Source organism: Ruegeria sp. CL7, from assembly GCF_056536445.1.
In genome coordinates, this window is sequence record NZ_JBQFPQ010000001.1 from 43,078 (window position 1) to 61,855 (window position 18,778).

20 protein-coding genes are annotated in these 18,778 nt (G+C 54.0%); 8 read left to right on the forward strand and 12 right to left on the reverse strand.

Translation table 11 applies throughout. The features are described 5' to 3' along the window. Positions 1–7: 7 nt before the first annotated feature. The 7 genes from ugpE (at position 8) to ACR0LI_RS00255 (ending at position 6,553) form a co-directional block, all read left to right on the forward strand. Complete coding sequence (gene ugpE / locus ACR0LI_RS00225) at positions 8–844, forward strand: sn-glycerol-3-phosphate ABC transporter permease UgpE (protein WP_152459916.1); 837 nt, start codon at positions 8–10, stop codon at positions 842–844. 3 nt (positions 845–847) lie between these two features. After that, a complete protein-coding gene (locus ACR0LI_RS00230; protein ID WP_171722727.1) occupies positions 848–1,903 on the forward strand; it encodes a sn-glycerol-3-phosphate import ATP-binding protein UgpC in 1,056 nt (351 codons plus the stop codon). Continuing rightward, the gene (locus ACR0LI_RS00235; protein ID WP_209832247.1) at positions 1,903–2,838 is read left to right on the forward strand and encodes a glycerophosphodiester phosphodiesterase family protein; all 936 of its coding nucleotides are present in this window, start codon (positions 1,903–1,905) and stop codon (positions 2,836–2,838) included. The genes ACR0LI_RS00230 and ACR0LI_RS00235 overlap by 1 nt, the downstream gene beginning before the upstream one ends. A 623-nt stretch (positions 2,839–3,461) precedes the next feature. Continuing rightward, on the forward strand, positions 3,462–3,782 hold the full coding sequence (locus ACR0LI_RS00240) for a hypothetical protein (RefSeq protein ID WP_480485612.1): 321 nt from the start codon (positions 3,462–3,464) through the stop codon (positions 3,780–3,782). Positions 3,783–4,022: 240 nt separating this feature from the next. Beyond that, positions 4,023–4,643 (forward strand): 30S ribosomal protein S4, encoded by a 621-nt coding sequence (gene rpsD / locus ACR0LI_RS00245; protein WP_152459028.1) that lies wholly within the window; start codon positions 4,023–4,025, stop codon positions 4,641–4,643. A 395-nt stretch (positions 4,644–5,038) separates the two neighbouring features. Continuing rightward, the gene (locus ACR0LI_RS00250) at positions 5,039–5,995 is read left to right on the forward strand and encodes a GIY-YIG nuclease family protein (protein ID WP_480717801.1); all 957 of its coding nucleotides are present in this window, start codon (positions 5,039–5,041) and stop codon (positions 5,993–5,995) included. A 180-nt stretch (positions 5,996–6,175) separates the two neighbouring features. Then, entirely contained in the window at positions 6,176–6,553 is a 378-nt protein-coding gene (locus ACR0LI_RS00255) for a hypothetical protein (protein ID WP_480717802.1), read from the forward strand. Between the two features lie 59 nt (positions 6,554–6,612). Here ACR0LI_RS00255 and ACR0LI_RS00260 read toward each other — a convergent pair whose 3' ends face one another. From ACR0LI_RS00260 to ACR0LI_RS00315, 12 genes are all read right to left on the reverse strand, one after another. Further along, the gene (locus ACR0LI_RS00260; RefSeq protein WP_480717803.1) at positions 6,613–8,253 is read right to left on the reverse strand and encodes a phage tail tape measure protein; all 1,641 of its coding nucleotides are present in this window, start codon (positions 8,251–8,253) and stop codon (positions 6,613–6,615) included. Continuing rightward, on the reverse strand, positions 8,254–8,460 hold the full coding sequence (locus tag ACR0LI_RS00265; RefSeq protein WP_480717804.1) for a hypothetical protein: 207 nt from the start codon (positions 8,458–8,460) through the stop codon (positions 8,254–8,256). Positions 8,461–8,522: 62 nt separating this feature from the next. Then, positions 8,523–8,738: a hypothetical protein gene (locus tag ACR0LI_RS00270; RefSeq protein WP_480717805.1), complete on the reverse strand. Its 216-nt coding sequence runs from the start codon at positions 8,736–8,738 to the stop codon at positions 8,523–8,525. After that, positions 8,735–8,923 carry a hypothetical protein gene (locus ACR0LI_RS00275; RefSeq protein ID WP_480717806.1) on the reverse strand — a complete coding sequence of 63 codons (189 nt, stop codon included), beginning with the start codon at positions 8,921–8,923 and terminating at the stop codon, positions 8,735–8,737. The genes ACR0LI_RS00270 and ACR0LI_RS00275 overlap by 4 nt, the downstream gene beginning before the upstream one ends. 181 nt (positions 8,924–9,104) lie before the next feature. Then, positions 9,105–9,314 (reverse strand): hypothetical protein, encoded by a 210-nt coding sequence (locus ACR0LI_RS00280; protein WP_480717807.1) that lies wholly within the window; start codon positions 9,312–9,314, stop codon positions 9,105–9,107. Positions 9,315–9,531: 217 nt separating this feature from the next. After that, complete coding sequence (locus ACR0LI_RS00285; RefSeq protein WP_480717808.1) at positions 9,532–10,938, reverse strand: phage major capsid protein; 1,407 nt, start codon at positions 10,936–10,938, stop codon at positions 9,532–9,534. A 1-nt stretch (position 10,939) separates the two neighbouring features. Beyond that, positions 10,940–11,284, reverse strand: coding sequence for a hypothetical protein (locus ACR0LI_RS00290; RefSeq protein ID WP_480717809.1), 345 nt, complete (start codon positions 11,282–11,284; stop codon positions 10,940–10,942). 70 nt (positions 11,285–11,354) lie between these two features. Further along, complete coding sequence (locus tag ACR0LI_RS00295; protein ID WP_480717810.1) at positions 11,355–11,564, reverse strand: hypothetical protein; 210 nt, start codon at positions 11,562–11,564, stop codon at positions 11,355–11,357. Further along, positions 11,561–12,073 carry a hypothetical protein gene (locus ACR0LI_RS00300; RefSeq protein ID WP_480717811.1) on the reverse strand — a complete coding sequence of 171 codons (513 nt, stop codon included), beginning with the start codon at positions 12,071–12,073 and terminating at the stop codon, positions 11,561–11,563. The genes ACR0LI_RS00295 and ACR0LI_RS00300 overlap by 4 nt, the downstream gene beginning before the upstream one ends. Positions 12,074–12,394: 321 nt before the next feature. Beyond that, positions 12,395–12,835, reverse strand: a complete 441-nt coding sequence (locus ACR0LI_RS00305) for a P27 family phage terminase small subunit (protein ID WP_480717812.1) — start codon at positions 12,833–12,835, stop codon at positions 12,395–12,397. A 1,292-nt stretch (positions 12,836–14,127) separates the two neighbouring features. After that, on the reverse strand, positions 14,128–16,212 hold the full coding sequence (locus ACR0LI_RS00310) for a DUF5906 domain-containing protein (protein WP_480717813.1): 2,085 nt from the start codon (positions 16,210–16,212) through the stop codon (positions 14,128–14,130). A gap of 893 nt (positions 16,213–17,105) precedes the next feature. Then, a complete protein-coding gene (locus tag ACR0LI_RS00315) occupies positions 17,106–17,333 on the reverse strand; it encodes an excisionase family DNA-binding protein (protein ID WP_480717814.1) in 228 nt (75 codons plus the stop codon). A 147-nt stretch (positions 17,334–17,480) separates the two neighbouring features. Between ACR0LI_RS00315 and ACR0LI_RS00320 the strand changes: the two genes are divergently transcribed. Further along, complete coding sequence (locus ACR0LI_RS00320; protein WP_480717815.1) at positions 17,481–18,647, forward strand: tyrosine-type recombinase/integrase; 1,167 nt, start codon at positions 17,481–17,483, stop codon at positions 18,645–18,647. Positions 18,648–18,778 lie beyond the last annotated feature (131 nt).

Genomic DNA, 18,778 nt, shown 5'->3' on the forward strand with positions numbered 1-18,778 from the left:
GCACGGAATGGTCGAAAAACGCGGCGCGGGCATCTGGTTGTCCCATGCCCTTATGATCCTCGGTGTCCTGATCATATTTTTCCCGATATGGCTTGCCTTCGTGGCTTCGACCGTGACCCAGGCCGAGATCGTCTCGCCACCGATGCCTGTCGTGCCCGGCGATCAGTTCTGGGTGAACTACAAGGCGGCGCTGTTTTCGGGGGTAAATGTGCCGGTTGCCACGATGCTGTTCAACAGTCTGGTGATGGCAATCGGAATTGCAGTCGGCAAAATCATCATCTCACTGCTGTCCGCTTTCGCGATTGTCTATTTCCGCTTTCCCGGACGAACGACGTTCTTCTGGCTGATCTTCCTGACCCTGATGCTGCCGGTCGAAGTCCGCATCGTTCCGACGTTCGAAGTTGTCGCCGGGTTCGGCATGCTCAACAGCTATTACGGGCTGATCTTTCCCCTGATTGCCTCGGCCACGGCAACCTTCCTGTTCCGTCAGTTCTTTCTGACCATCCCCGATGAGCTTGCCGAGGCAGCCCGGGTCGACGGCGCGCGACCGATGCGGTTTTTCATCGATATCGTCGTCCCCATGAGCCGGACCAACATCGCCGCACTGTTCGTGATCCTGTTCATCTATGGGTGGAACCAATATCTTTGGCCGCTGCTGATCACGACCGATCCCGAAATGAATACCATCGTGATGGGTATCAAGCAGATGTTCCCGTCCGGTGACGACTTTGCGCATTGGCCGACGATCATGGCGACGTCCATTCTGGCGATGATCCCACCGGTCATCGTGGTGGTGTCGATGCAAAAGCTCTTTGTCCGTGGCCTTGTCGATAGCGAGAAGTAAGAAATGGCAACAGTTACCCTAGAGAATGTCAAAAAGAGCTTTGGCCCGACGGATGTGATCCACGGCGTGGATGTCGATATCGCCGATGGAGAGTTCATCGTGATCGTCGGCCCGTCAGGCTGCGGCAAGTCCACATTGTTGCGGATGGTGGCGGGGCTGGAAACGGTCACGTCCGGGGAAATCCGGATCGGCGGTGAACGCGCCAATGACAAAGAGCCCATGGATCGCGACATCGCCATGGTGTTCCAGAACTACGCGCTCTATCCACATATGTCCGTGCGTCAGAACATGGGGTATGGCCTGAAGATCGCGGGGCTGCCCAAGGCTCAGATCGATCAAAAGGTGACCCAGGCGGCTAAGCTGTTGCAGCTTGAACCTTTGCTGGATCGCAAGCCCAGGCAATTGTCCGGCGGTCAGCGCCAGAGGGTCGCGATGGGCCGGGCCATTGTCCGCGAGCCCGCTGTTTTCCTGTTTGACGAGCCGCTCTCGAACCTGGATGCCAAGCTTCGTGTTCAGATGCGTCTGGAAATACGCGAACTTCAGGAAAAACTTGGGATCACGTCACTTTACGTCACGCATGACCAGGTCGAAGCAATGACGATGGCGGACAGGATGATCGTGATGAACGGCGGCATCGCCGAACAGATCGGCACGCCGCTCGAGGTCTATGAAACTCCACAAACGCTGTTTGCCGCGCAATTCATCGGCAGCCCGGCAATGAACATATTCGAAGCACGGCGCCAAAACGGGGCGGTCAAGATCGGAGAAATCGAAGTCGGCCCCTCTGGGGGTCCGGACTGCGCCGTGAAGCTTGGCATAAGACCGGAGCACCTGTTGTCGGATGACAACGGCCCGCTTGAAGCCGCGATTCAGATGGCTGAACCGCTTGGGGCCAACACGTTGCTGCACGGTCACCTGTCGGGCTCTGAAAGCGCGATCACGGCAAGCCTTCCCGGTGTCCACCCGATCGAAGGACGCCATCCGATTATGCGGTTCTCGGTGGCACCTGAGAACATGCATTTGTTTGACCACGCGACAGGCAAAAGGCTGGAAGGCTGATGGCGTCTCAACAGGTTGAGGCCTTTCGCGGCGGGGAGAACCTGATCCGGGTCGTGGGGCATCGAGGGGCACGGGGCGTGTTGCCTGAAAACAGCATGATCGGCTTCGACTTTTCACTTTCCATCGGCGTCCCGCTTCTTGAATTTGACGTTGTCCTGACAGCCGATGATGTGCCGGTCATTACGCACAATCATCGTCTGCATTCGGCCAGTTTCCGTGATTGCAATGGCCTGTTTCTGACCGGGGAAGAGCCAAAAGTTTCCTCGCTGACTTACGAACAGATCCGACAATTCGATATTGGGCGTCTGGACGGCCATTCCGCCTATGGCCAACGCTTCCCGGATCAGGCGCAAATAGACGATGTTCGTGTTCCAAGGCTGTTGGATCTGCTCGATTTGGTCAATGACCCGAATTACAGTGATGCCCATTTGATGCTCGAGCTGAAGTCGGACCCCGACGTGGCCCATGATGCGCTTTACCGGGAAAACTTTGTCCGCAGAGTACTTCGGGATGTTCGCGGCAAGGGTTTATCTTCGCGCGCGGTGCTTCACAGTTTTGATTGGAACCTGTTGGCGGAGTGTCAGAGGCAAGCTCCGGAAATACCTTCATCCTACCTAACGCAACTTCCAGATAATGCCGACGATGTTGGCGAGGATTCCTCAAAATCCGTTTGCCCGGACTTTCGTGGCCGTCGCGACGAAATTCCAAACTTGGTAAAGCAGGCTGGCGGTTTGCTTTGGTGCCCGTACTTTGCGGATGTAACACCCGAAAACGTCAAGCGCGCAAAAGAGCTGGGCCTGTGCGTCGTCGCGTGGACAGTCAATGAACACGAAGATATCGGCAGGATGATCGATCTGGGAGTGGACGCAATCGTATCCGACTATCCCGGGCGGGTTCAAAGACAACTGTCGGAGTCAGGCTTCCGTTGGCAGTAGCGTACCGGTGATTCCGGCACCCCGAGGGTGACGTGGATGAATTTCTTGCGCCGATTGAAAATTGCTTCAAACAAAGGCCCTTCAGCCCGTTATCGCTCAGGATCAGTATGTTTTTTCAACATGATTTGATGAGAGCCTTTGCTCAGGACACCGTTCTTGGGCCCGCGGCTGACGGAAATCCGGAACGCTGCCCCCATTTCTCTGAGCGTCACGCTTGCGGTTGTCGGGATAGTGTTCCGTACCATTGGGCGATGAAGAAGAATTGATACCTGCACATCAGTTCGTTCAATGCCATCAGGTTTTTTGGTATTGGTTTCGCCCATCGCTGGTCACAACCGTCATCGACGGGCCGGCGCCCCTGACGAACAGCGCCAAGAATTGAGTCACATTAACAACAATCTTGGGTTTGCTACAGTTCTGTCTCTTTTCCGCCGGAATTTGTGCTGATAAGGAAAAAATTGAGTGTTGGGGTGTTGGTAAGTGCGAGTGGGCAGATGAGAGCCGGAACAAACGGTCAAATAGCTATTACTTGGTGTCAGACGGAAATTGATGGGCTAGAAGACGCGCCCCTTTCCTGTATGACGGTCGGAGCAGCATGGTCATGGCGTGGACAAGCAATCGTCATGAGTGAGACTGCCGAGCAAAGCATCGGAAAAATCGGAAATGTCGGGGGCCTTTCCAGCCCGGTGACCAGCCACTTTCCTATTGTCCGTGAGATTTCGGGCGATGTGACCGGAACCCTTACCCTTACCAACGGTGCGCAGAAGTTCTCTGCCAAGCTTGTTGCCGATGGCAACGATACGTCGCGGGCTCTTGTGTTCGAAGGCGCTTGCCCGCCACGGGACGAAGAGTTCTGGATTGTCGAAGTGACCGAGCTTGCGATGATCCCAAACCCCGCCGCGAAAAGCGGCGCGACGGTAGTTTCTTTCCCGACCTCAAACTAGGACTTCAAGCCGCCGCCTTGCGGTTTGGGTGCGGAGCCCGGGCCGCTGGTTGTCTGCCCTGATCGTTTTTCTGAACTTTGCGGGATGTTGTATTGACTCCGCCAGCATTGCGGATATAAGCGCGGCTTCATTGGTGTTGGTGGCCCCCGCAAGGGGATGCCTGTCATGGGGGAGACCTCAAGAGGACAACGCCCTTCATAGTGGCCCGTCAGGGCTTCGACCTAACGAAGGAGATCAGCCGTGACCAAACGCACGTCTGCCAAGTACAAAATCGACCGCCGGATGGGCGAAAACATCTGGGGTCGTCCGAAATCCCCGGTCAACCGTCGCGAATACGGCCCCGGCCAGCATGGCCAGCGCCGCAAGGGCAAACTGTCTGACTTCGGTCTGCAACTGCGCGCCAAGCAGAAGCTGAAAGGCTACTACGGCGACCTGACTGAGAAGCAGTTCCGCCGCATCTACGCTGAAGCCGAGCGTGTAAAGGGCGACACTGGTGAGAACCTGATCGGCCTGCTGGAACGCCGCCTGGACGCTGTGGTCTACCGCGCCAAGTTTGTCGCAACTGTTTTTGCCGCGCGCCAGTTCGTGAACCACGGCCACGTCAAAGTGAACGGCAAGCGTGTCAACATCCCGTCCTACCGCGTCAAAGAAGGTGACGTGATCGAGGTGCGTGACAAATCCAAACAACTGGCTGTTGTCCTGGAAGCCGTCGCACTGGCCGAGCGTGACGTTCCTGACTACATCGACGCCGATCACTCGAAAATGACCGCGACGTTCGTGCGCGCGCCGGGCCTCAGCGATGTGCCTTACCCGGTCGTCATGGAACCGAACCTGGTCGTCGAATTCTACGCGAAGAACTAAAGTTCTCAGCGCAAAATTTGCGTAAAGCATTGGAAAGCCTCTCGAATTTCGAGGGGCTTTTTCTTTTGTTAGCGAAATGGTTAGCGTTTCGTGCAACTGCAAGTGGAAATCCAGAATCAAACCCCATTGATCCCCGAAAGGCGGTCGATAATTATTATCGACCGTAACCAATGGGGACCCGGACCCGATAAGCGCGGGGACCGTGGGAGACGCCGGACAGTGGGCCGGATCAAGCGCGGGGGCAGGGAAGGCGGCGAACCCGTCTGAGCCTGCTAGGGCGGCTGAGTTTTCGCTGCCCGTCAACCCTCTGTTGTTGCAGGCGAATAACCGCCTGTCGCGCTTACTACAGCCCCTTGTATTCGGTAAAATCTAAGAGGTAACGACAGGGGGAACCATTGATAGCTGAACTCCTGCTCACCGAAACCCGCGAAACAGTGGCCGACGCCATCGCGGATATGTACGGCTTAGTGATCCTGCGGCCTGATGATTACGACGCCCAAAAGGTCGTGTCGTACCTGTACCTTTGGGTCAACTGGACGCGCCTAGAAGCCCAAACCCCGCCATATCTGTATATCGGGTCGCGGAGGTTCGATGGTGATCCGTCAACCGACAACTATCGGGGGTCGAATGTCGATTTGAACCACGATCAGGATAAGGGTGACGACTTCGACCGATACATTATTGCGACCTTTGAAAGTGATCCGGGGAAAGAGGCGTATCAGCTTGAAGAGGTGATCTTGTGGGACATAGACGCAGCCGGATCAGCGGAGTTTTACAACCTTCGAAATGACGCTGATGGGTTTACGTCTGATGGTGCTCGGTTGCTGAATGAAAAGACTTGGTTTGGACCCGGCAATGAAGAACGCAGGGCGAAGATGTCAGCATTAAAGAAAGCAGCTCACGCCGACCCGAACTCAGCCTACAACTCGGATGAATACAAGGCGAAGAAGTCAGCAGCACAGAAAGAAGAAATGAGCAGGCCAGAACGCAGGGCGAAGCATTTAGCAGCAATGAAGGCATTATACGCCGACCCGAACTCAGCCTACAACTCGGATGAATACAAGGCGAAACATTCAGCAGCATTGAAAGAAGCAATGAACAGGCCAGAAACCAAGGCGAAGGTGTCAGCAGGGGCGAAAGAAAGCTGGCAAGACAAAAAGATAGCAGCCGCCAGAAACCGAACCTTCAAAGACGACCCATTTATACAGGCCCACATCCGATATTATCCAGAGTTCATCGAACGGGCCGAGACAGGCGATTTCGAACGCTGTGACGATTGCGACGCGGCGATCATTGTCGAACCGACCCGGAAAGATGGCCGGGTAATCTGTTTTGACTGCAACCCATTGTAAATAATAAATAAATCGCTCTGTCGCGCTTCCCGCAGCCTATCTTTACCCGATAAGATACCCCTAGGGCGGTTTAGCGTTCTAGGCGGGGATAGGTCCGAAAGGGGCTGTTCCCCCGTCTACGCGCGTTTCTAGGCCCCCGGAAACCGGGACAATCCCGTCCCGGTAAACGTAGGAGTTACAATGATAGACGAAGAAGAACTGACAGAAGCAGACCTGCGAGACGCAGCAAAAAAACTGTACGAAAAAGCAGCAACTGCCGAACTCACAGAAGATAGTCGCCAGTTTATGAGACGGTACGCAGCAGCCCTCGAAGATGTAGCTAATGATTTCGATAGCTGGCGTCCACGAGAATGCCCATTTACAGAAGAAGAACTGCGGGAAGCAGCAAAGAAAATTCTCGAAAAAGCAAACTGCGACTGCGGAGATACCGAAGGCCACAATCGAATGCGAGGGACTGCAATGAACTTAATCGGGGTAGCAGACGCAATAGCAAAAGGCCACGATATTCCACCAGAGGTCGTAGATGCGGTATTGCATCTAATCGCAGCCTACGAGTAAGAAAATAGCGTGCAGGGTGTGGGGTAAAGGCCAGGTGCAGTCCTACCCCCCATCAACCGTCAGGTAACGCGCCTACGCGACGTATATCCCTGTTCGAGCGATCTGCTAAAGGTTCCACTGCCTGTCTGCATATCTTTCGAATACTCGGTTTTCACTGCCGCCACACTCTTGCTGACAGCGATTTCGATCAACTCGTCATCTGCCCGTACAACCGACACATCGACGCCCGCAGTGTTGTTAATCGTAATGTTGGGTCCAGCCACGCCCAAATTACCTTGGCTATCCCGGCCCAAAGGCATAATCGCTTCAGGTCCAGCCTCACCCATCAGACCAGTCCGCCCACCGCCCATCGGGAAAGTCATCGGCCCGTTTACGACACCGCCTTTGGCGAAGGCTGCGGTGGGTTCGGCGGACGATGAAGAAACGATGCCGCCAGCGCCGAACGGGATTAACCCGCCTGCGCCACCTAATGCTTTCATTACTGTATTCAAAAGGACCGTTTGTAGGATCATCTTCGCCATATTCCGCAAGAAGTTCTTGGCGAAATCTTCAAAGGATGTATCCGCCGTGGCAATCCAATCGACAAAATCCGAAATGCCGCCTTCGACAACGCTTTTGAATCCGGAACCGAGATCATCGCGGATCGTTTCGGCAAGCGTCTTGTAATCGTCAATCGCCTTTCGGACCAGCGGAAGAAGGCGTTCAATTTCTTGCCGTTGCTTGTCGATTTCACTTGCGCCGCCGCCGCTCGATGCGCTCTTGTCCTCCGGCAGCTTGTATCCTTCTTGGAGCAGTTTGCGGGCCGCAGCTTGACCAGCGCCGTAACTTTGGCTGTCGAGTTGCTGTTGATAGCCGCCGATGAGTGCGCCTTCGGCTTTCGCGCGATTAACGACTGCTGTCACTTGTTCTTGCAGAACACCCAAAATCTTCTGTTGGGTTTCCAGTTCTGATGCGTAGATGTCGTTAAGTGCTTCGTTCGCAGCCGCCAAACCCTCAGTCGTGCCAGAAATATCGTTCAGTGCTTCCTTCTCGCGCTCAAGGAAGTCTCTGGTTTTGGCGATTTCCTTTAGGCGCTTCTGGATTTCGGCGCGTCGTTCCTGTTCGCTGCCGACCATTTCCTGAAGGATTTCATTAATGTCTTCCAGATCGGATTTGCTGCCGGAAAATCCCGAACGGACAGAAGCAATGACGCGTTCCAATTCTTCCAGTTCGCGCGTCAGGGCTTCCGCTTCGCGGCCCAGTGCGATTTCCTGTTCGGATGGCCCAAAGCGAAGTTCGTCAATTTCCAACCGCAGACTTTTAAGAGCATCCTCCAACTCTTTGGCGCCGTTTGCGTTCTGGAGGAAGGTGCTGAGCAGAAGGCCACCGACAGTGATAACGCCGCCGATCACAGCACCCAAAGGACCGAATGCGCCTGCCAGCTGCCCGCCTTGGATGGCGAAGGCGCGCAAGGCATCTTGGCCCTGCTGCATAACGATGGCGAAGTCGGCCACCTGAAACGATGCTTGCCCAATGTTCCTACGCCAAGTGTTCATATTGGCAGCTTGGGTCTTTGCCGCGCGTCCCATAGCTGCTGCTGATGCGCCCGTCTGGACCATCGCTTTGTTTTGCTTATTGATCGCGGCTTCGAATTGGCGGGCTTGGGTTATCGCTTGGGAGTTGTCGAGGCGGAACCGTGTTAGCAGGACTTGATTGGTCATTTAGTTCAGCCTTCCTTTAAACGTTGAGAGAAGGTATTCGTCTCGAATGGTAAGCAGGGCTTTGTGTACTGCGTTGGAAACCCGCTGGTCGTGGATAAGATCATCGGTCAAAGTTCCGGTCTTTTCGGCAAGCGCTGTTTCCGCACCGAACCTACTGGCTTCGGTTGCGATGTTGACCAGTGCGCTCTGGATTGCGTCCATATCCATCTTTGCCCCTTTCTTCGGCCAGTATTTCCTTCACCTTCCGTTCGACGTATTTCTTTGTGGCATTACGAAAGGACTTCGTGGGTCTTGTTCTGCGGGTTTTCACAGGCATTCAAATCCCTATAAAACTGACGTTTCTCTAACCTGCCACGCACCGATCTTGCCGCGATTTTCAGTCCAGCTTCGAACAAATCGTCTGCCCGCTTCGCTAACTCTGCGTCGGAAAGGTCGTCTAAGGCGCTGAGCGGGAACGGGTGGCCGTGGGCGATGGGTTTTCTCATTTGGCAACCTCCAAAAGCCTGTCTGCTTCGACTTCCGACCGGATCAGGGCCAAAAGTTCTTCCCTGCGCTCATTCAGCGGCCCATTGTCGACATCCTTGCCTTCTTTGGCGAGGCTGTATCCGTCTAAGACTGCCTGAGAGACTAAGCCCAAAATGGCGTCGTTTATCAGCGCATAGTCGATCACGGCGTCAAGTCTCCGGGTTTCACGTAGATGGGCCACCAATCGGCATCATCAGACCGTCCGTGGAGACTTTGGGAGCGGCCAAGCTGCACCATTTCAGTACCGGGAACAGTCTTGGATAGATCGAACATCGTTTCGTCTACAGGGTAATTTTGTTTCACCCCGAATTTGCTATACCTGTCGATCACGTTGTCACCTCCGCAGGAATAAGGTTTCGGGCGAGGATTTTGTTGTCCACGCCGTTGGCATTCTGGACGAAAATGATGGCTTCGGGAGATACACCCAAATTTCGCAGGGTTTCCCCAACAGTGTCGGCGTCGGATAGGGCGGCAATCGTTATCCCGTCCTTGGCGATGGTTACTGAACCGTTTCGGGAATGGGTTACTGAGATCATTGGGCATTCCTCTCGCGTTGGATTTCGGCCCAGTCGCTGTCCGCGATGAAACAGCCCAAATACTGATCGTTTATGTCGAGGGCTGGGGCGATGTGGACGGTTTGGTTGTCCTTTGTCACTATCGGACGGGTGAGAGGGCCGATGTCGAATATGCAATTCGAGGCTATGGCCCGTTTGAAGGCTCCGAACTTGGTATATCCAACGACAACTTCCGGCATTACCACCCCACACCCGTCAGATAGGCTGTGCCTTTCCGAACCTCACCCCAAGAGACGGGCAGGACGAACCGAAGCGCAGTGGCGGCTGTCTGGAACATTGACCGGACCTCAGTTGCCGGGACGGTCCCGGCTGCGTCGGAAACGTGAACGGAACCCGCGTTGTCTACTGCGTCGGCGGTTGTACCCGTCGCGGTCATCGTTGGGGCTACCCCGTCCGCGTCAAGCATTGCTAGGGTGACGGTTTGGGACGCGACAAATTCGGGCATATCCCGCGCCAGCATCAACGAACCAGCGTCCACGATAATTGCTTTGTCGGCGGGAACAGTGTCCGAGACGATCAGCGGAACCCCGAACAGATTTCCGTTTGCGATCATTGCTGCGAACGGGAAGGTGCCGCTGGCGCTGTCGAACAACATTTCGAGGCCCAAAGCGCGAAGTGTATTCAGGATCAGCACTGGCTTACGCGCGGCAACCTTCACCATTTCCCCGCGCAGGAATGCAAGATCAGTGGCGATGTTGGCCGGGGTGTTCCCGGCTGACGCTTGGTTCGGAGCGCCGTTCAGAAGTCCACCGGGGCGCAATGCCGGAACCGGGCCATTGTCGTCCAACAGGTATTCATCGACACCAGCCGCCGCGTCCTCAAGGAAGGATGAACGGACAACGGATGCGATAGACGGAATGGACGTTTGGAGCAGTTCGTCGGAGAATGCGGAAATCCCGGCCAGCTTGTAACGATGGATCGAAGTGGAGCCCAATGCGCCGTTGAGAACTGGAATTGTCGCGCCTTCTTGGACCCACGCGGGTTTCATATCGCCTTTATTGTTCGCTGCCCTCTGGGGGATTGTGACGGAGGCATATGGCCCAAAGGAGAATGTTGGTGCGTGTTGCTGTAAGGCGGCGAATACGCTGACTGGTGCAAGGTCCGAGTAGAATGCGCCAACCGTATGATCAACGAGTTCAGCGCCAGCCCCTGCGTCTGTGGTCGTCAGCGGATCAGTGGCGGATTTCAGGAACCGTTTCGCCATATTGCGGATCAGGCGGTTTTCATCCCCCGGCAGTGCTTTGCGCAGGGTTTCTTCAATTGGCGTCTTGTTCTTCCGACGATGGATTTCAGCGATAAGCCCAAAGGTGATGGGGTCGGAGTTTCGTGGCAGCTTGACGGTTTTTGGTTCGACTTTTTCCGGAAGCTTTGCTGTTACTGTGATGGGCCGTTCGACCTGACGCCGAAGTGTTTTGATCTCACCCAAAATCTCCGGCATTTCGTCCATCAACTCTAGCTTGGCGAGGTGGGACCGGGATTTGGCCTTTTCAGTTTCGTTTGCGCGAAATTCGGCACCGCGTTGCTGGATCTTCTTCACTTCGCGGGATGCGGAATTGCTCTGTGAGCGATGAAGGTTTGCAGGCATCTTATTCTTCTTCCTTGGTTGCGTTGTCGATCAGTTCGAGCACCATTTCCTCCAGTGCAGCGATTTTTCCAGAAAGGACGGCATTCGTGGCCTCCAGATCGGTGATCTGGCTGTTCAGTTTGGTGATTTCTTTTGATTGGTTGACGGATGCGGCCTTAATCCCGTCGATGATTAGGCCGGGGACAGCACCCAAAATGGCCTTGCGGGATTTGATAATGCTTTCGATCACCCATTTGCGGGTAATTGTGTCGGATTTGGGCTTTTCGGGATCGGTGCGGACTGACTGGAAATCAGGAATGTCGAAATCGGGAATTTCAGATGTGAATTCGCTATTGTCGTGTTTCATTTCGGCCATTCCTTCTTATTTTGCTTATCGAAAGAATAGCCGAAACTGATATTGATGCGTTACAGCTTTATTAGGCCAGCAATTCCGCCGCCATTTCGCTAGTTTTTAATTGTAGATAATGATTGGAGTAATCCGCTATTGCGCCTTGGAGTTGTGCTTCGGCCTTATCAATGTCGGACTGAGTGAATTTCTCCGGGTCGGCCATATGCGCCGTTTCGATGATGCCCAAAAACTTTGCTTTCGCGATTACTGTGCGCAGTGCCGTTGCTGCATTGGTCATTTGGTGTCTCCTAGACTGAGTTTCGTGTCGTAAAAGTTTGTGTCTGGTTTGCGCCGATTGATCTGGATGTTTTCGAGAAATGGTCCGCTGGTGTCCCGGCCCCAGTTGTCGAACATAAGGTCGTGGAAATCCTCCGCACGACGCAGGATGTACGACAGGTAATCTTTCCAGATTGCCGGGTTGCGTTCCCACGGGAAGTCTTTGTCGTCACTAAGACCGGATAGGACAGGGCCGATGGAACGGTCTGTGATTAGGGCCGCGCCCAGCGATGCGCCCAAACGTAGGTGTTCGATGCGTTCCCCGATGCGAGCGTGTTGGAGTTTGAATGCCACCTCACCGAATTCCCACGAATACTCTGGGATACGGGTGTGGTTACAGATCACCTGGACCCCGCGAACAACACCGGGAAGGTCTGCCGCGATCATCCCGTTGCGAAGGGTTGCTTGGGTGGACGATAAGGCGAGGCAGATGTTGATAAATCTGCGTTCGGCCAGTTCATTCGGGTCCATAGCTTCTTTTGCCTTTCAGTTGCTGGGCGACAAGGCGAGGAAACGGTTTGGTGGACCCTGCGTAGGGCTTGAGAAGCCGTTTCGTCCATTCTGGGTCTAAGCCCAAACTGTCGCAGATGCGGTAGAACTCACGGGACACCAGAAACGCCTTGCCTACCGGACCACCGTTGGATTCAGGCCTCTTGGCCCTTGTGCGGGCGATGATGCTTGCGATCCAAAGGTTGTACAGTCTATCCATTTCTGCCGGACCCAAAGTCATCCGATGGAAATCAGACTGTCGGTAGAAATGACTTAGACTTGGGGTGTCGGCTTCGAACGGCATTAGGCAAGCAAGCCGTGGTTGTCGTTGGCGTCGATTTCATCTTGCTTACGCTGCCAATCAGCGTCTTTCTTTGCCCCCTTGGGGTTGGCGATACCGCCGATGGCGATGCCGAGGCGTCGCATCATTGAACCTTGCTGTTGCTGCGCTTTGATCATTGAGGCCATTACTGGGTTGCTCACTGGCTGGCCCTTCGACCCAATGACGGTGATCCCGTCTGTGGCGATTGCGTCGGTAGCGTCCATAATGATGTCTTCGAGAATGCAAATCTGCGCCAAAACCCGAAGGTCAGATGCGTTCCACTCTGAATATGGCCGGGACTTCAGGTATTGCCCGAAGATAAAGTGGGTGCTTTCGCGGAAACGCGGCAAGAAATCTTTTGGCGGTTCGGGTGGCTTTGCGTCTAATCGGCGTTTCAATTGTGCGGGACTTTTGATTGGCATTTTATCTCTCCAAAACCAGTGGCTTTAACTCTTATATTCGGAAAAAACATTGGAGCGTTACAGAATATTAAATTGTAATTAATGACGCCATTTAATTGTAATTAAGAACAGCAATTCGGTGCGGATAAGGGGGGAAAGCGAGTTGGGGGGTTCGCCGGTGTTGTGTGTGTCTAGGTTTTTCACTGCCCCCGCCCCAAAGCATCCGACCCAATAAGATATGGACTGGACTGCGAAAGATTATTCTGCGGTCGATAGATTGTATGTAATAATGTTTCGGTGCGATTGTTCGCGACGTTAGCGATGATGGGGTTGCCGATCTGTTGTTTTGAGCAGCAGTGTGGGGAGCAGGAGTGCGGGGGTGGTCTCGCGTATGCGTGCGTGCGCGCGCTATGCCTATTCGATCAATGAACCGGACGGATAATTTCTCCGGCGAACAGGTTGGCTTTGTCGGTCCTGCCCTCCGTCGCTGAGGTGGCTTCTCTGCTTCGCTTAATATCCGGCTGTAGGAGAGGCGGTATGGGTTCGGTCAGTGGGTCGGTCTGGGGTAGGGCGTTAGCCCTAATTCTCGTGGCGGACGTTTGGCGGTTTGCGGGTGTAGAAACGTCGCCTGACCTAGACGGTATTTCGTCAGGGCCATCGGATGTACTGCGCGTCCGTACCGGAGCAAAATTATCCTATGCGCCTATAGGGGGAGGTAAACACTGCCCCCCTGAAATCGCTTTGGGGTGTATGTCACTAATTATTAGTGACATCCTCAGTGCTGCCGTTCGATAATAATTATCGAACGACCACGAGAGACACTGCCCCCCCTGAAATCTGTTTACTGGAGTTGCCCAAAACGCTTAGGGTTCGATCAATGGTCCTGACACGACAGAGAACCCGTAAGTTGACGCCCGTTGCTTGCGGGTTTTCTTTTCGCTTTACTCGACAACGGCGGATCGTCTAACCTAAACGGGAAGCGGCCATAGGGTCGCTTTTCTTGCTTCTTTCCCGCAGAAAAACCTGCGCGTCCTGCCCCGTCCTCAGTGCGTCCTAGGGCCGAGGACGCAGATTTATTCATAGAAAATAAACAGTTATTCACACCCCGAAACACTGCGTCCTGCGAAAAGCGAATTTCCGAAAACAAGAGCGTTCGGAGAGGTGTTTTCGGCATTTCTCCCCTTTCCGACAACTTTTCCTAAAAACCACGGGTCGCGCAGGACGCAGAGGTCGAATATCTATTTTATTATTATATATCATATATTTAAATAATATTATAGAATAGGACGCAAGAAGGACGGGATAGGACGAGACTAGAAGGCACCGTTGAGATCATTCGGATCAACCTTCCGCATTACCTCTGAGTTTTTCCCGACAAGCCACTGTACGGCCTTCGATATGCTTTCCTCTGTGGGCATAAACGTCAGCAGCTTCTCATCGACCACCCGGCAACGGCCAGACCACATCAAATTCTCGACAGCCTGCGGACTGAACAGAAGGTCCATCCTGCCAGATCGTTTGCGCTTCTCATCCTCCGACAACTGTCGATTGCTTTTCGTCGGGTCATATTGCGCCTCTGGCCTATATCGGGCCAGCTTTGTACGCCGCCCCTTATCGCCTTCCGCAGCGTAAGCCGTAGGAATGTGCCAGTAGCCACCACGAGCCATCTGTGCCAGCGTTTCTTCCTTTGACGGCATCTTGTCCCGGTAGCGTCCGTGGTTCTGATAGGTTTCGTACAGCTCATCAAACGACAGAACCCACTCGGCTGCGCCATCCGACAACCTGTCGAGGTATTCTAACATATCAGCAACAGCCTTCCCGGTTTGCCGCCGTATCAATTCCCGGCGCGAATTTGTCATCGGCGCATTCTCCTTGTCCCTGATGTAGCGCGGTTCGAGGGGATATGTCGGCTCACCTTTTCGGAGATATTCTTGCGGCAAGTCGTCAACCGACAGCGGTTCTTCGACAGGCGTCCCGTCGCTGTACTGTCCTTCGAAGTTAAGTGCCCACCAGAGCAACTTCGCATATCCGTCCGAATTGCGGAGCCATCGCGACAAGCGAACAACTGTCTCTTTCGGGATTTCACTGTCACGGAAAAACACGATAAGCAATCGGCGGTCACCGATCTCAATGAACACCGATTTCGACCTGTTTGATGCGATCAGAAGGACGCCGAAGTTAGAATTGCTGTATTCGTCAATCCCTTTCTTCTCAATGTTGATATCATCTTCGGTGATCATCGTCTTAATGTGGTTGTAGACGCTATCGTCACCATCATCCGTCTCATCCGCAAACCACAGCGTCTTATTCTCCAGCGAGGCATTAAAGCGCGATCCGATCTTGGTCCCTGATATTGCTATGAAGTGTTCCGGCCCGACCATCGGCTTCATAATCATCGTAGCGAGGGCAGATTTGCCAGTTCCCTGCGTTCGGGAATACATAAATGCGCCGAAGTGCTTTCGTTCCGGGTAGGCAATCTGCGTTGCCATAATCCGTCTCATTTGAAAGCGTTCGAACGGGTCAGGGATTGCTTCGGCAAGGAAGTCAGCCAGAAAAGCCATTTCTTCCGGGTCTGGCTCTTTCGGGTCGAAGGGCAAAGGCTTCCAGCGATTGAGCAACCTCATTCCGTTCTGTCCGATTATGACGCGATCTGCTTCGCCGGGAACAAAGGTCAACTGATTGTAGTTCGTATCCGGGTCAGAAGAAATCTTGTCCTTAACGGGCATCTTCTGTGCCGCGCTATGCTTTCGCGGGTGGAATTGCCGTTCGAATTTCTGCGGCGTAAAAATCTTGCCCATCGGTTGGTTGGCGTCGGTAAAGCCATCAATTTCGGATATGTAGGTCCACCCTGCAGGCTGTCCGCTGCGGATCGCATATTTAAGTTCCGGGTTGCCGTCTTTGTCTACGCCCCAGTAGGAGTAAGTTATCCACGTTATGTCCGACAGCATTGTCTCCGGCAACCGCCAGTCGACAAGCGACAACAATGGGCTGCCCTTTTCGACCTGTTCTTTTTCGAAGCGTTCGACAGCGCCGAACCCGTCAGCAAAGCCCCAGTTATCAGGGAACCCCGCAGGGTAGTGGAGAACAGCCTTTACCGGGAACTGTTTGTCGCAAAGCGCCTCTGAAATCCTGTAAGCTGCTTTTCGCCCCGGATCGTCGTTGTCGCAGATTATCGTCAGCGACTTTACATTCCGGCCCGTCAAAACCGACCAGTCTGATACGCGGACCCCGCCAGCCCCCCGCAGGTAGGAGAGAACAATCTTGCCACGCAGGAAGTTCGACCACTGATTGTCGAGCGCAGCTTTGCGTTCGGCGTCCGTCCGGCAGTAGCGATCCGGGTCAGCAACCTTTAGGGCAGCGCGTTGATCCTTCGGCCCTTCGACAAGAACAACATCCACAGGCCCCGCACTGGACAACAGCGGCGGCAAACCGACAAGCGGCAACTGCCCTTCCTCAGAATACCACATCCCGTCCGAAAACGGCTGGAACACCTGGCACAGCTTCCCTCCGTCTCGGAAGTCACAGCGCAATTCGAGCGCGACCAGACCATCCTTAGTGATAACGGGCGTCACTGTTACGCTGTCGGTGTTGTCGGTGTCGGTTAGGTCGTCAAGGTTGACGTAAGACCCCACCGCATATTTCGGAAAGCCGATGCCGCCTTTGAGATTGCCTTTCGGCCAAACGTCAACCGGCCCCGGAACACTGTCGAGTATCCCCCGCGCATCGTCCATAGATAGAGCAACCGGGGTAGGCCATTCGATTGCGTCCCGTGCGTTATAGATCGCAGACAGTTCTTCGTCAGTCGGCGCATATTCGGCCTCCTGACCGATTTTGTCGCCCTGCGCTACTACAGTTATGAACTTTTCCCGATCTGCGTCAGGATCGAAAGCAACTGTTACCTCGTATTCCTTGTAATTCCGGCTGTCCCACTCAGTTATGCGGGCTTTCCGCTTTCCGATTGGCTCTGCGCCTATTCGGTTGAGGTAGGATTGAACGGCTGGTAAGGCCCACAACCCGCTATTCCACAGTGTTGTTTCCTTAGCGACGTCAGCAAGGAACTCGTCAGCATTGACCTTTCCTTCGCCGCTGCGCCATCTTTCCTGTACGTCTTTCATTTTCGACATTCTGCCTGCCCCTTTAAATTACAGAAAAGGCGCAGTAGAATACCTGCGGGTTAGGCGGGGTATTCTGGTACCTTTTCGTGATTTCGGGTCGCAATGCGGCCCGTTTTCATTTTCGAGGGAGATTGGCTTTCGACTGAGCGCCTTTCATTCGCTCAATCGGAAATTAATCACCCTGCTCGCCCTTTAAACTCCCGCAAGTCTCGGACAACCTGTTCGTCCATTTCCGTCAAAATCCGTCCGACCTCAGTGCGGGGGATCACAATGCGGCGTCCGACTTTGAACCCGCGCAGGAAACCGCCGCGCCACATTCGGTAAACGTGGTCCCGGCTGACGTTTAGCCGCTTTGCTAATTCGTCTGGGGTTATGCAATCCGGCAGTTCTTCTGTATCGCTCATTCCGTCTCACCTTTCCTGCTAACTCTTTAGGTTAGTCCGTAAATCGTACCCGATCTAAGGCTGCCGAGTAAATATAAATAATCGCCTTAACATCCTGATTTATAAGTACATTATCTACAATTAAACAGTAGGCACTATTTTCGTGTAGTGACGCCACAGATTAGTTCTTATTATCTAAAAGCTAACAGTAGAGAAAAGGACGCATCGGCAGTGGCTTATACGATGAAGAAGTTCAGCAAGAAGCGCGGCACCTATTATCTGGCGGCGTGGCGGGCAAAGGACATCACCGGAAAGATGAAGGTCCACACTGAGCGATATGACGGCAAAGACGGAAAGCGCGGAGCCCAAAAGCTGGCGACGTTGCGCGAAGCAGAGGCGGCGAATGATTCTCTGACCGCCAACCGTCACCTGACCTTGAGCAAGTTCCTATTGGGCACCTGGCTTCCCCGGAACACATTGGGGAAAAGCTACAGCACCCGATACAGCAAGGAACGCATCTGTTTAGACATATCCGAGATTTTGGGTGACTTGCAGCTGTCGGAAGTAACAGCCTTCCACCTTTCGGATATTCAGGTCGCACTGAACAGACGCGGATTGGCATCCTCCACGATCAACAATTATATGAAGGTCGCGAAACGCGCACTGAGAGACGCCAGCACGTGGGGTCTTATAGATGGGCGTCCGTGGGAAGGTGTCCCAAAGGTAGAACAGAAGAAAGCACCGCCGCGCGTAGTGACCCGCGAACAGGCTCTCAGGGCCGAAGAACAGTTGCGGGAAGGTGGTGACGATTATTCCGCAGACCTTATCATACTGCTGACCTATACCGGATTGCGTCTCAGCGAGGCTTTGGGGCTACACTGGGAGGATATTGATTGGGGCGAAGAAACAGCCCGCATCTGGCGCATCACCGTTCGAACAGACGACACCCGGCAGCGGATAAAGGTCCAAGAACACCCAAAGACCAGCGCCGGACACCGTACATTGCCCTTAGCGAAACCTGTCATAGAAATGTTGAAACGGCGACAGACGACAACCGACAGCGAACTGGTATTCCCTGACCCGCGCGGGTTGCCGATGTATTCATCAGTCGCGACCAAGCCGATCAATAAGACATTTCGCGATTTGGGTGTCAGGGGGACAACACACGGCCTTCGGCACGGCGCATTGACCCGTTTTCTGGAAAAAGGGGTGCCGCTAAACCAAGTCAGCCGGATTGCGGGTCACGAAAGCACCCAGATCACCGCCCAAACCTATCTCGCGTGGGCCGACGACAGCGCGACGATAGGCGCAATGCGGGCGGTTATGGACGATTAAATGGTTAGCGTTGGTTAGCGCATCCGCAAAATCCTGAACCGCTTAGTCTCGAATTGATATAATTTATCTAATGAAATCAAGGGCAGGAAATATGAGTTGTCGCTGGTATCTAACGCGAAGAACTGATCTTC

Coding starts and splice junctions, on each gene's coding strand:
- ugpE (WP_152459916.1), top strand. CDS start 8: ATGGTCGAAAAACGCGGCGCGGGCATCTGGTTGTCCCATGCCCTTATG.
- ACR0LI_RS00230 (WP_171722727.1), top strand. CDS start 848: ATGGCAACAGTTACCCTAGAGAATGTCAAAAAGAGCTTTGGCCCGACG.
- ACR0LI_RS00235 (WP_209832247.1), top strand. CDS start 1,903: ATGGCGTCTCAACAGGTTGAGGCCTTTCGCGGCGGGGAGAACCTGATC.
- ACR0LI_RS00240 (WP_480485612.1), top strand. CDS start 3,462: ATGAGTGAGACTGCCGAGCAAAGCATCGGAAAAATCGGAAATGTCGGG.
- ACR0LI_RS00255 (WP_480717802.1), top strand. CDS start 6,176: ATGATAGACGAAGAAGAACTGACAGAAGCAGACCTGCGAGACGCAGCA.
- ACR0LI_RS00260 (WP_480717803.1), bottom strand. CDS start 8,253: ATGACCAATCAAGTCCTGCTAACACGGTTCCGCCTCGACAACTCCCAA.
- ACR0LI_RS00265 (WP_480717804.1), bottom strand. CDS start 8,460: ATGGATATGGACGCAATCCAGAGCGCACTGGTCAACATCGCAACCGAA.
- ACR0LI_RS00270 (WP_480717805.1), bottom strand. CDS start 8,738: ATGAGAAAACCCATCGCCCACGGCCACCCGTTCCCGCTCAGCGCCTTA.
- ACR0LI_RS00280 (WP_480717807.1), bottom strand. CDS start 9,314: ATGATCTCAGTAACCCATTCCCGAAACGGTTCAGTAACCATCGCCAAG.
- ACR0LI_RS00285 (WP_480717808.1), bottom strand. CDS start 10,938: ATGCCTGCAAACCTTCATCGCTCACAGAGCAATTCCGCATCCCGCGAA.
- ACR0LI_RS00290 (WP_480717809.1), bottom strand. CDS start 11,284: ATGAAACACGACAATAGCGAATTCACATCTGAAATTCCCGATTTCGAC.
- ACR0LI_RS00295 (WP_480717810.1), bottom strand. CDS start 11,564: ATGACCAATGCAGCAACGGCACTGCGCACAGTAATCGCGAAAGCAAAG.
- ACR0LI_RS00300 (WP_480717811.1), bottom strand. CDS start 12,073: ATGGACCCGAATGAACTGGCCGAACGCAGATTTATCAACATCTGCCTC.
- ACR0LI_RS00305 (WP_480717812.1), bottom strand. CDS start 12,835: ATGCCAATCAAAAGTCCCGCACAATTGAAACGCCGATTAGACGCAAAG.
- ACR0LI_RS00315 (WP_480717814.1), bottom strand. CDS start 17,333: ATGAGCGATACAGAAGAACTGCCGGATTGCATAACCCCAGACGAATTA.